The following is a 12,960-nucleotide window of genomic DNA, read 5'->3' as shown; positions in this document are numbered from 1 at the left end:
AACCTGTCGTTATGGAGCTAATAATGCAGAAAAGAATTTTAATCATCGCCATTTTATTGTTCGGTCTTGGCGGCCTATTTGCGGTGAAATTTAATCCCCCGAAACCTATCGAGCTAGAGAGTGGTTTTTTGTTTCCGCAAGCCTATGAATTAGCGCCCTTTGAATTGGTCGATCAACATCAGCAGGCTTTTACCAACGCCAGCTTGCAGGGGAAATGGAGCTTATTCTTTATCGGTTTTACCTTTTGCCCCGATGTTTGCCCGACGACCTTAAATAAACTCGCGGCGGCTTATCCCGATCTAAACAAAATTGCGCCATTGCAGGTGGTGTTTCTATCCGTCGACCCTAAACGGGACACACCGGATAAACTCCTGACCTATGTAAATTTTTTCAATCCAGAGTTTAAAGCTGTAACGGGTGAACAAACGCAAATATTTCCCCTCACCCGCAGCTTAGGACTCACTTATGCCATGGTGGGTGAAGGAGAAAATTACCAAGTCGACCATAGTGCGGGTTATGTGTTGGTGTCGCCGCAGGGAACGCGAGTTGCGGTATTTAAACCTACGGCAGCGTTAGGCAAACCGCCGCAGGTATTAAATGATAAATTAATTAGCGATTTTGAAAAAATAGTGGCGCAATACAAACCTAGCCGTTGATCACTCTTTAATCCAAGAGCCATCGTCCTTTGGTCTTACCCAAGGCTGAGAAAACCAATAGTAGCCATTGCGCGCCTTACTCGGCGCTGTGCAGTTATAACGCGAGCGCCCCGCAGGCAAGGCTAAATCCGCTTGAACACTAAACTCGTTTTCATTGAGCCAAGTCGGCTGTTTTGAGCCTTGACCTTGGATATAACACATCACTTGCTTAGCAGATATATCACTCATATCGAGGGTCACTTTAAGCTCTGGACGCCAATGACCACCCTTTAACTCAGGATCACTTGGGGTTTGTGCAATCACAGGCATATTTAAGCTGTATAACTTTGCCTTAAGGCTTTTTAGGTCAGCATATTGTCCAGCAACGGGGAAACGCGGCAGTGCCGTTAATGGCGAATAGGGCCCCGCGGCACCGGACTGTTGCCCAAAAGCGACAAAGCCGTTCTCAGTTAACATATCCTGCAACGCTTGATTGTACTCACCGTAGGGATACGCCAACATTTTAAAATTGTGCCCTGTGGCATCTGCAATCGCTTTTTCTGTATCTAAGATATTGGCTTTTATCCGCGCTAACCACTGCGCCTGTGATTCGTTTTCTAAGGCGCGGATCAAATGTTCGTGCGCCCAACTGTGGTTAGCAATATCGGCGCCTTCCTTGGATAATGTGATGAGTTCATCCCAAGTCATCATCTCGGTAAACTTTTGTTTAATCGGCTCAATTGCCACAAACAAGGTGTAGGGGAATCCAAATTCCTTTAGGATAGGATGCGCCGTAGTCGCTATACTGCGATAACCATCATCGAAGGTAATAGCGATTGTTTTAGCGGGTAAATCTTGTTTTTGCTTGATCGCTTCAACCACTTTAGAAAGCGGGATCACCTTAAAGCCGTCATCGACGAGAAACTGCATTTGCTCACGAAATTGCGCGGGCGTAACGCTGGTTGCCGCCGGAGTGGTTTCTGACACATGGTGATATTGCAGAATGACCACGGCATGGGCAGAAAACGTCATTAGCCCTATGAGTGCCAACAGCACACGTTTAACCATAATGTGAACACCTCTGAAATTAATGAATACTGCTAAATCAACTTGGCTCGACCTCATGCTCAACGGCGCGAAAAATCGCCAGTTACTAGCGCTCGCCCTGCCGATGATACTCTCCAATATCACTATCCCGCTGTTGGGCTTAGTCGATACGGCTGTTATAGGTCATCTGAGTGAGGCCTATTATTTAGGGGGAGTCGCTGTCGGGTCAACGATTATCACATTAATCATTTGGTTATTGGGATTTTTGCGTATGGCGACGACAGGTTTAGTCGCGCAAGCCTTTGGTGCTGACGATCTTCACGCCCAGCACAAACTCTTAGTCCAAGGCGCTATGCTAGCGATGTTATTGGGCGCAGGCGTTATCGCACTGCAAGTCCCGATATTGAATTTAGCGTTAGGATTATCCGAAGCGAGTAGCGAGGTCGAACGTTATTGCCGCGAGTATTTTCAGGTACGGATTTGGTCAACGCCCTTCGCCCTGCTCAATTTAGTGATGTTAGGTTGGCTCTTAGGGCGACAACAACCTAAAGCCGCCATGTGGCAGCTGATTTTAGCCAACCTTGCCAATATTATTCTCGATGTGGTGTTTGTCCTCGGCTTGGGCTGGGGAGTTAAAGGCGCTGCCCTTGCCTCAGTATTTGCCGATATCACCGCTTTCACAGTCGCACTCACTATGGTGTTACAACAACTCAAGCGCGCACCCGAGTTTCACTTATCTCAGCTATTCCCCCATGTCACCTTAACGGGTTATGGCAAATTACTGAGGCTCAACACAGATATTTTTGTCCGTAGCCTCTGCTTGCAGGCAGCTTTTGCCTTTATGACATTCCATGGTGCAGGTCTAGGTGATAATACCGTTGCGGCCAATGCCGTGTTATTGAATTTACTGCTGTTAATCTCCTATGCACTCGATGGCATTGCCTATTATGCCGAGGCAGAAGTCGGTCGAGCTTATGGGCAAAAACAGGCAGAACAATTAAGGGAAGCTGTGATCTTAGCTTGGTGCTGGTCGGCCATAACGGCACTAGGATTCTGCGCTGTATTTAGTCTTTTTGGCAGTAATATTATCGCGTTATTGACCAGCATTAATGAGGTCAGAGCCACTGCGCAAACCTATCTTATCTGGCTAATATTCTTGCCTTTATGGTCCTTTAGCTCGTATTTATTCGATGGTGTTTACATAGGTGCCGCTAAAGGAAAAGTGATGCGCAATAGCATGATACTCGCCACCTTTGGCGCGTTTTTCCCAACATGGTATTTACTGCAACAGCTATTACTACCAGAGCAAGGCAACCATGCCCTCTGGGCCGCGATGAGTGTCTTTATGCTAACAAGAAGCCTCACACTGGGTGGGCACTATTATTTCAGCAAAGGCTTTCTGACATAGGTAAATTGTTTAATTCAATTTGATTACGGCCAGCTTTACCTACCATTGCCTGATATCGACATCTTTTGGTCATGTCGTAAAAATAAGCATTACTACCCAGTCACTTACAATGTATTGTAATATATATAAAACTAATGACTTGCCGAAAGGCTATTACTGGGTATCGCAAATGGATTCGCAAGAAAAAAGAAAATACATTCCCCTCAATGCCAGTGAAACAGCCGTACTGCATGATACCAACACCATACTTCCGCGTGACGAAATATATAAACCGCTGGCAGAACTTATCCGGCAAGCACGAAATCGGGCAAATGAAGCTAAGTCTAATGGTCAATCGCTAGATGCTCTGCGAGAACATAATGCGATCTCTATAGATGGTGACCGCGGCACAGGCAAAACTGCCGTGCTGGTCAACCTCAAAGATTATCTTAAGCTTGAACATGCAGATTTGTTGAACGATGTACACATTTTGAAGCCAATCGACCCCACCCTGCTGGAAGATGGCGAGTCATTGTTTCTGCATATCATAGTGGCAGCAGTGCTTCATGATGATGACATCAAACAAGCACAATGTAACAACCCAGAAAAATCGCGAAAATTGAATCAAGCGCTTGATCAGCTCGCACACTCGCTGGAAGCCGTTGACACCCAAAAAGAACGCCACGGCATGGATAAAGTGCGCGCCATGTATAACAACAAACAGTTAGCAGACAGCGTGCATGAGTTTTTCTTAGAAGCTGTTAGGCTGCTTGATAAAAAACTGCTCATTCTGCCGATTGACGATGTCGATACCTCACTCAATATGGCTTTTGAAAACCTTGAAATCATCCGCCGTTATTTAACTACGCCTTATGTATTGCCAATCGTTAGTGGTGACCGCGCCTTGTACCACGAAGTAACGTGGCGCGACTTTCATGGTCGTCTGACGAAGGATTCTAGGCATAAATCAATTGCTGCATATGGCACAGCGCTGAAGCTAGCAGAAGAATATCAGCGTAAAGTGTTGCCCTTCCCTCGCCGCCAAAGCATGCCAGAAGTCAGCTGCTATTGGCAGTGGAGCTATGATAGAAAAGAAGCCGATGGCAAAGGCGTGATGCTTGGTAACACCAGCGATGCAATGCCTTTGGCTAATTTTATTTCCTGGCTGGAAATCTATTTAACAGGCCCAGTAAACGGTCAAGAAAATAGTCGTCTACCCTTGCCCATACCGTCCATTCGTGCCTTGACCCAGCTGGTTAATCATTGCAGCGACTTTATTCCTGCATTGCCCAATGCCATTCGTACTGCAAACAGTGAGCTGCAAGTGCGCCGAGTCTGGCAAATGCCAACAGTGCCATTGGAGGCTGTGTATGAGTTTCAGAAGAAGCATCTGGAACTAAGCGATAACAAGACAAAACGGGATTATGCCGACGCGTACAAACTCTTTGCCGATAAAATGAAAACACTTCCACCTGTTGACTATTCATATACCAAGGTGGAGCAAGGAGGGGCAGAGCAACAAGATCTATCCAAAAAACTCGCAGAATATTTCCGTTTCGAACCTAAGGCCGGAGCAATTTATCTGGTGCTGCTCGCTAAGCAACATTGGCAACATCGTACACCGTCTGATCCGGGCAGTATTTTTGATACGCCATTATTCCAACCTCTAGAACACAATGTAGGCAGCCTTGGCTTGTTCGACAAACCTGACGATCTGGTAGCTTGGGCGAGTGCGTTGCATGAGCGTTTGCCTGAAGAATGGCTGGCAGGTCTGAAATCACAGCAAACTATTTTGCCTTATCCTGTGGCCGAGGTTGGGATTAATTCATCAAAAAGCTGGAATTATGAAAAAGACATTTCTTCGCTTACATTGGATGGCCTCGACGACAGGAAGCACAAAGCAACAATCTTAATTAGCCTGCTGGCACAACATAATTTTTATACCAATGCCAAGCAGAGCATGCTGCTGAATATCGGCCGTATTTTTGAACTGATGATTGCCAGTATTGCAGGACCTGTTTCCGTTGAAGATGTGTATGGCATTTTGAATCGGGCGCCCTTCTTTTCGACAGCAGCTTTAGCTCCTACCAAAACCCTGCTGTTTGATGATGAAACTAAAAACGCAGCAGAAGAGCAGGAAAAAGCTGACGAAGATAATACGGAAGATGAACCACAAAACGCACTCATTATCCAGTTGCAGGCTGATATAAAAAAATGGCGTGAGACACATGGCGTCAGTCAAATCGAGCTCTCACCCTGGTTAGTCTATAAGGTGTTTAACAAGGTCTATAGCCAAGTTGCCAGTAGCGAAATAATACCTAACGGCATGAAGCACATTAAAACTGCACTTGATAGGGTTGCTCATATTTTTTACGCTACTTGGTTTGCTTTTGGCAGCTTTGAGAAAGGTGAGTTATTTGGTTTACCTAATGTGGTAGCCACCACCAATATTAATCCGAAAAAGCTGAAAAACTTTGAAAGCAACGATCATTTCACTATGAATGTTGGGCCATTTGCACCAACTAGCACGCAAATTACAAATAAAGATGAGCCCTACCAAAATCGCAATAAGTTTGGAAAAGAGACGCGCACCATCAGTTATTGTCTGGCCGATCATCCATTAAAAATATGGATAGATGAGTTAATTGCACTTGACTGGCCTAAGCCTGAACCTGTGCAGGGAGGGAAATCGCAGAAAACTCCAACGAAAATATCGGCAAAAGTATGGCTGTGTGACAAGTTAAAAATAGCTGCCTCAACAAAGCTCACTGTCCCAGCAATCCAAAAAGCATTAGGTAGTCGGAATTTAGATCAATGTAATAAGTTACTTGATGAGATGAAGAGTATTTACTCGGATAAGTCGAGCAAGAACACCGTCGACAATCTCGATCAGGCCATCAAGCAAAAAGCTGAGCGCCTCTGATGCTCCATCGATCTCTAACCGAACATGTCGCCGAATGTTTTTACGGTGATGAACGCTTGGCTGATTGGTTATGGCAAAACTTGCAGCCAACTGCAGTCGATTTTGCGGCTGATTTTTGGGAAAAACTGCAAGGCCATGTCTACCACTTGCTAGTCGAGAGTGTGGAGGCTCGTTATCCACGCGAACATCGGCTAACCGATGTTCGCCAGTTAATGGGGCAGATGTGTGATGGCGATTTGCTAGTCACGCCAGAATTACCCTGGCTGGATGAACTGCAACAACGGCTATTACAACGCAATGGTGATCTACTGTGTTACCGTGAGCGAGAATGTCAAGCCTATGTACGCCTCGCCGCGGGACTGGACCCTACCCTGTTGGCGGGCTGGCATCTGGCACACTGGTTAGAAGATATCCCCCAACCAGCAGCACATGATATCGAGCGTATAGTCTCTGCCCAAACCGCATTTTTTGCACCACAGGGCAATCCGTCATTGCCTTTTGCTGAAGGGCATGTGCATTTCTGGGGCGTAACCGCCGATAGTGCGATTCTGGATGATTATTTGTTAGCTGGTCGTGCATTGACACTAAGCACAAATAACAACCATTGGCAGCAAGAACAGCACGACAATCTGCAGCCCTTACTACAGCGGGCGCGCCAATTATTGATACTGTTGCTTGAGCCTGACATGGCTTCTCCCTCAGCAACGGCTGATCCGACTCCAACAAATCAGAGCCAGAAATGGCAAAGTTGGCAGAAAAAGCTCAATCGCTTATCTATGCCTATGGATACCCCTATCAAACTACCTGACTGGGAATTATTGACCGATATACAAGCTGCTACCAACGTTGGGAGTGCCGACTGGTTGCTGGGGCAGCTTGCTAACATCATGCAGCGGGGGCGTACTAACCGTTGGTTATGGCTGTATCTTTATCTATGTCGCCGTTATCAAGCAACAGATACACATCCGCTACAACGTGCCGCTATTTTATGTTTTTGGCAGACCGTTAACCTGCTGCGGCGCAGCCTGATCATGGATGGTCAGGGGCTAACACGCTTTGCTGAGCGTTATTTTGGTGCGACTCTGGGGCGTGGTAGTGATACACAAGGGAATATCCATCGCCTATGGGTTGGTGCCAGTGATGTTGCAGAAATCAAATCAGGTCCAGACGGATTTTCTGCTCAATACACACGGCCTTTTGCTAAAGCAATGGCGAAACATGCCGGATTGCGCCAACCTAGACCACCTTATATTTTTGGTGAGCATGAAATTCATCCCGATGCAAAAACACAGGCATATTTGAAAAATTTGGAGCGTTGGCAATTCTGTGGCCATTTTTCACGATCAAAGCCACATAAGCAAAACCAGCGCTCCAAGTCGGATAGCAAGGCCCTATGGAAAGAGGCCGAAAAGCTAATGCGAAATTTGCAAAGCGATGCTGGCTGGGTAGCTCCTGAGTTTTTGGGCGGTAAGCTGAACCACAATTTCCACTTTCAGCCTGCACGTTGGTTTCGCGGCTTGGATGTCGCTGGTGATGAAAACGCTCTAAAAATCGAATGGTTTGCCCCAGTGCTGCGTTGGCTTCGAGGCGGTTTCAAAATGAGTCCGAATGGCGAGCGGGCTGGTACGGGGTTTCATTTAAGTATCCATGCGGGCGAAGACTACGCCCACCCCGCCTCGGGTATGCGTCATATTGACGAAACAGTCCGCTTTTGCGAGATGCGCGAAGGTGATCGACTAGGCCATGGATTGGCGCTGGGCATTGAGCCGAAACAGTGGGCTGGGCGTCAGGGCGATATGATACTCCCCATAGATGAACACTTAGATAATCTGGTGTGGCTATGGCATTACGCCACTATGCTGAGCGGCAATTTGCCGTTGGCACTGCAGGTGCTGCCCTTGCTAGAGCGGCGCATTGCCCATTTCTGGCGTGAATCCGACTGGTGGCAGGTGCCGAACCCTATGGAACCACAGAATTTACCGGCAAGCTCTGCCAATTTTAGTAGTTCACTTCTTAGTCGTGCCACTGCGGATGATTTGTATCAGGCTTGGTTGCTACGACGTAATTGCCAATATCGCTGGCAAGAGCTATTGGGTGGGGCAATGCATGACTCCAAAGACGTGCTTGCCTTGCCGGATCATCGGCAGCTGATTGATAACAATCTGCCCGCTCAGCTCTACTTAGCGCGTCATCAATGGCTGAAGACAAACAAGAAAGAGCGACTGGTGATAATTCGTATGGGTGATGAAAGCAACGCTCACGCACAAATTGGCCACAAGCGTAAGGATAATCTACTGGAAGATGTAGAAACCCCTGCAGAGCTAGCGTTCATGCATGCATTACAAGATTGGTTATTGACCGAATACGACGGACTAGGGCTAATCATCGAGGCTAATCCAACCTCTAATGTGTATATTGCCCGGCTAAAATCACACTCTGAACATCCCATCTTCCGCTGGAGTCCACCTGATGAGTCGGTGCTAGAAAAAGGGGCCGCAGCCAACTTGTACGGACTTCGTCGTGGGCCAGTACGGGTACTGGTAAATACCGATGACCCAGGTATTATGCCGACCACACTGCGCACTGAATTTTTATTGCTACGCGAAGCGGCTCTTGAGTTAAAAGTTGGCCGTACTGTAGCCGAACGCTGGCTGGAAACGCTGCGACAATACGGCATTGAGCAATTTCATCGCAACCATTTGCCAGTGTTTGAACCTGTTTAATAAGGACAGATATGTCACAGAACAATATAAAACCCATTACAAATTACACTGAGTTACTCGCAGTCCTTAATGCAACCAAGGTGGAACTAAAAGACAAAGTCAAAGAAACAAACTGGCTTAGATATACATTTAGACGTATTCCATTATATTCGGCCACTGGCTTGATTTTTTTTGCCGTGTGTTTAGCAATGGCAATGGTTGATCAGATTGGGTTTAAAGTGATCGATCAATTTTTAAAACAACCAATTTCATTGGATTTCAATTGGCCGGAATGGATCCTGGGTATTTCATTTCTTTTGTTGCTGATATTTTTATTTGTTTCCTCGACAAAACAGTCTGATGTAGAAGCACTTAGTCTGCTTTCAAAATTTGCTACGAATTCTTTATTGTTAGATATGTTGTTAGTCGGGGGGTTAGTGGTCATTACCAGCCCATATCCGCTTCAACTAGGCTTAGCTTTATTTTCTGTGGTAACTCTTTCTGCCATGTTAATTGAACGCTCTCTAGGCTTTACCCGTCGTAATGAACGATACCAGCTTTTTGCAAGTCGAGCTGAGGGCTTATGTATTTTATTTGCTAGCCGAGAAAAGCTTGGCGTTCCATTTGTAGAGTCTCACCTACTCGAACTTGGTCAATTTTATGAAGCATTGAGACTAAATAAGCATAACGACACGATCTCCGACTCGCATTATCTACTTGCTCAAGTCGAGCGGTTAAAAGATGCATCGAAGTAATTTGCCTCTAGCGAAGCCAAATATGAAAAACGCGACTCTGAGGTCGCGTTTTTCATTCAGCTTAACAAACAAGATTAAGCGTAAGAATGCTCACCGTGCTGGTGATCTGTCACGTCACGTACGCCAGTCAACTCACCTGGGAACATGTCTAACAATTGTTTTTCGATACCATCCTTCAGGGTGATATCAACTTGAGAACAACCATTACATCCACCGCCGAACTGCAGTACGGCTACGCCTTCTTTGGTAATTTCAACCAGCATGATATTACCACCATGGCCAGCTAACTGAGGGTTGATTTCAGATTGGATCACGTATTCGATACGCTCGACTAAAGGTGCATCACCAGACACTTTACGCATTTTTGCGTTAGGGGCTTTGAGCGTGAGCTGTGAGCCGAGCTGGTCAGTCACAAAATCGATAGTGGCATCTTCAAGGAAAGGTGCACTCTTCTCATCGACCATAGCATTGAAGCCAGTGAACTCGATTTCAATATCATCACTTTCTACTGCATCCGGTGGACAATAAGACACACCACACTCGGCTTGCGAGGTACCAGGACTGATCACAAATACGCGAATATGAGTGCCTTCAGGTTGATCTGCTAACAACTTAACAAAATGGGCTTGAGCCGCATCGGAAATGGTAATCATGAAAACCTGCTCCGTCAGGGGATACCTGAGTGTTTTAGTAAGAATTAGCCGTATGATACTCCGACTCACCTTCGCTTTGTAGTCCTTTGGATAGCAAGTTTATGGATTTTTGCCATAGCGATCACGATTTATTCATCATAAACAAGCTTTAAACGAATGTGTTGTACGCGAGTGAACTGCATCATTTACAAACAAAAGCGACCCAATTGGGTCGCTTTAAGCCAGACATAAAATACAAACTATTTAGCCGCTTCTTGTCCAGCGATACGACCAAAGACAATGATATCAGTGTAAGCATTTCCACCGAGTCGATTGGTTCCATGGGTTAAACCAGTCACTTCACCCGCAGCAAACAAGCCCGGAATCACTTTTCCTTGTTCATCAAGTACACGAGTACGTATATCAACCGCTAGTCCACCCATTGTATGGTGCACAGAAGGTGTAGCCTTTAAAATCCAATAAGGTCCTTTACTTAAATCAACCAATCCTGAGCGATGATTAAAGGCTTCATCCTTTCCTGTTGCGGCATAACGATTAACGTCTTTAATCGTTGATAACAACTTGTCTTCAGGAATATTAAAGACTTTAGCGGCTTCTTCTAGGGTGTCGACCTTATACATTAGCCCGTCTTTTGTGAATTCCTTAAGTTCGCCTTGATGCATGTCAACTGTATGGGCAACGTTTTCAATGTCTTGATTCCAGAGCACATAAGTATAGCGGCCTGGTTGGTCTAGAATGGCATGTGAAATCACATCTCGGCGTTCCAATTCTTCAACAAAGCGCTCACCCTTCTGGTTGATTAACACCGCACCAAAGAAGCGAGAGTCAGCAATCAAGGCAATCGCACCCGAGGTTGGGCTACAAATGGGATATGACTGGATATATCCCATATTTTTAGCTGCTGCATGTATTTTTTCTGCCATCACAATACCGTCACCAGTACCACCTGAATGACCTGTGCTGCCATATCGTTCATCTAACTCTGGGTTATATTTTTTACGCATTTCCATGTTAGACGAGAAGCCACCTGTGGCAATCACAACACCGCGTTTTGCATAGTAGGTTACCGTTTTGCCATTATGAGTCGCTTCTACACCCACAATTCGGCCCGTTTGATCTTGAATTAACTTTTCAGCCTTAGTATTGGTATGAATTGGTAAGCCAACTTCTTCAGCTTTAATAGAAAACTTGCTGATCACCTCTGCTCCGGTATGACCTTTAGGGATTAGCGCTCGTTTAACGCTGTGTCCACCAAACTGAAATAATTGATCTGGGTAAAATTCTACTTTGACGTAATCCCTTAACCACTCAGCAGCATCAACCGCATTATCGACCATGGTCTTAACCATTTCAGGGTCACCTTTGAAATCGCCGCCTTTTAGCGTGTCGCTAATAAACAGCTCTTTGCTATCGGTCACCCCCATATTTTTTTGCACCCAACTACCGGCCACATTCATCTCAGCGCCAGAAATCAAAGAATTACCGCCGATAATAGGCATCTTTTCAATAATCACTGCACTTCGTCCCGCAGTCATAGCCTCTAAACCAGCACTGAAACCTGCACCACCCGAGCCAATAATCACCACATCATAGGTATATTCTGCTGGTGTTAATGCTTCATTTTTTTTAGCTGAAGCGACAGCAACTAACGTAACACCTGCGGCTTCAATACTTTTACCCACGGCTTCTTTAAGCGCTTTAGACGTTACGGTTGCGCCTGCAATACCGTCAACCTCGATAGAGTTATTATCAATAATCGCCTGTTTAACATCTTTAAATACGGCACCAGCAAGGACTTTATTTTCCTTTTGCTTTAGTACATCAATCGCCACAATGTGTCCGTCTTTGAATGTGGTTTCGACCTGCACTTCGCCATGCTTGCCTTGAGCGGTTCCCTGGCTTTTTACTATTTGATGGGTAACTTGGCAACCGACAATAATTGCTGTTGCCGTTGCAGCAATACCAATAATGGATTTTTTATAATGCATTACAATTCCCTTATTATTTTTGATAAAATTTAGAACAGCACCAAATTAAATGTGATTCTACTTATCAAAATTTCAACCTATTTGATAAACCGTTAAAACTGATAACCAACAGATATACCGTATTCAATCCCATCATTATATTGCGAACCCCAGCTATCATAATGGGTGATATATAACTTTGAAAATATTGAATCTGTGAGGCTTGTTTGTAATGTTGTAATTATCTGATGGCCATAGCTGTCATATGAAAATAATGCTTGATGCGCTGCATCCCTATCAATTTGTGCTTCATAATTCAAACTTAAACTATGTTTTAACCCTAGCAACTCAAATGGGTACTTTGCATTTAAAACCACGGCATAACCTGACAGATCATTAAACTTCTCTGATGTGGGGGAAAAGCTACCAATGGTATAATTTAAACCGACACCATAGTTTAGTGATAAATTTTGAATTTTTGCATTATGGGTAATACCTAAGTAAAGATTATCTTCAACTAGCGTTTCACTCGCAGAGATAAAGTTCTGAGTCCAGAAGTTGAACTGCGACTCTCCCAGCTTATTTTCAATTATCAATAATGACTTAATGGTAGTTTTACCATCAAGGTTCTTCTGATTTTCCGCGATTTCAGCAGGGTTTTCGAGCTTAAGATTAGCAAAGTAAGTACCCCAATCTGCAATTCCTAAATGATTCAACTTTACAAAAGGTTGATTAAAAACACCTGGGTTATCATTTTTTGCGTCACTAGTATAAAACTTATAACCTAAATCCACGCTCGTTTTATTCACATCAGCATATACTGAACCACTAAAAATAATTGCACTGACTAAAATAGATGCCACACTTTTTTTACACATAGAGTTCCTCTCA

Annotated in this window: 9 protein-coding genes; 5 read left to right on the top strand and 4 right to left on the bottom strand. The window is 45.0% G+C overall.

Going from position 1 to position 12,960, the window contains the following annotated elements:
- Positions 1 to 23: 23 nt before the first annotated feature.
- Complete coding sequence (locus L5M28_RS18440) at positions 24 to 656, top strand: SCO family protein (protein WP_263204140.1); 633 nt, start codon at positions 24 to 26, stop codon at positions 654 to 656.
- Here the strand turns inward: L5M28_RS18440 and L5M28_RS18435 are convergent, their stop codons facing one another.
- Positions 657 to 1,703 carry a polysaccharide deacetylase family protein gene (locus L5M28_RS18435; RefSeq protein ID WP_263204139.1) on the bottom strand — a complete coding sequence of 349 codons (1,047 nt, stop codon included), beginning with the start codon at positions 1,701 to 1,703 and terminating at the stop codon, positions 657 to 659. It lies immediately after the preceding gene.
- Between the two features lie 22 nt (positions 1,704 to 1,725).
- Here L5M28_RS18435 and L5M28_RS18430 point away from each other — a divergent pair, with 22 nt between their 5' ends.
- The 4 genes from L5M28_RS18430 to rdrD all read left to right on the top strand — a co-directional run bounded on the left by L5M28_RS18430 (position 1,726) and on the right by rdrD (position 9,449).
- The gene (locus L5M28_RS18430) at positions 1,726 to 3,090 is read left to right on the top strand and encodes an MATE family efflux transporter (protein ID WP_263204138.1); all 1,365 of its coding nucleotides are present in this window, start codon (positions 1,726 to 1,728) and stop codon (positions 3,088 to 3,090) included.
- Positions 3,091 to 3,259: 169 nt separating this feature from the next.
- On the top strand, positions 3,260 to 5,992 hold the full coding sequence (gene rdrA / locus L5M28_RS18425) for an antiviral RADAR system adenosine triphosphatase RdrA (RefSeq protein WP_263204137.1): 2,733 nt from the start codon (positions 3,260 to 3,262) through the stop codon (positions 5,990 to 5,992).
- Positions 5,992 to 8,715, top strand: coding sequence for an antiviral RADAR system adenosine deaminase RdrB (gene rdrB, locus L5M28_RS18420; protein WP_263175685.1), 2,724 nt, complete (start codon positions 5,992 to 5,994; stop codon positions 8,713 to 8,715). The genes rdrA and rdrB overlap by 1 nt, the downstream gene beginning before the upstream one ends.
- An 11-nt stretch (positions 8,716 to 8,726) precedes the next feature.
- On the top strand, positions 8,727 to 9,449 hold the full coding sequence (gene rdrD / locus L5M28_RS18415; protein WP_263175686.1) for an antiviral RADAR system accessory protein RdrD: 723 nt from the start codon (positions 8,727 to 8,729) through the stop codon (positions 9,447 to 9,449).
- A gap of 74 nt (positions 9,450 to 9,523) precedes the next feature.
- Here rdrD and nfuA read toward each other — a convergent pair whose 3' ends face one another.
- The 3 genes from nfuA to L5M28_RS18400 form a co-directional block, all read right to left on the bottom strand.
- Positions 9,524 to 10,102 (bottom strand): Fe-S biogenesis protein NfuA, encoded by a 579-nt coding sequence (gene nfuA / locus L5M28_RS18410; RefSeq protein WP_006079591.1) that lies wholly within the window; start codon positions 10,100 to 10,102, stop codon positions 9,524 to 9,526.
- 239 nt (positions 10,103 to 10,341) lie between these two features.
- Positions 10,342 to 12,090, bottom strand: a complete 1,749-nt coding sequence (urdA, locus tag L5M28_RS18405; protein ID WP_263204136.1) for a urocanate reductase — start codon at positions 12,088 to 12,090, stop codon at positions 10,342 to 10,344.
- A gap of 92 nt (positions 12,091 to 12,182) precedes the next feature.
- Positions 12,183 to 12,947 carry an outer membrane protein OmpK gene (locus L5M28_RS18400; RefSeq protein WP_263204135.1) on the bottom strand — a complete coding sequence of 255 codons (765 nt, stop codon included), beginning with the start codon at positions 12,945 to 12,947 and terminating at the stop codon, positions 12,183 to 12,185.
- Between the last annotated feature and the right edge of the window lie 13 nt (positions 12,948 to 12,960).

Source organism: Shewanella sp. SW32, from assembly GCF_025653365.1.
GTDB lineage: Bacteria > Pseudomonadota > Gammaproteobacteria > Enterobacterales > Shewanellaceae > Shewanella > Shewanella oncorhynchi.
This window is presented reverse-complemented; position numbering and strand designations above follow the sequence as displayed.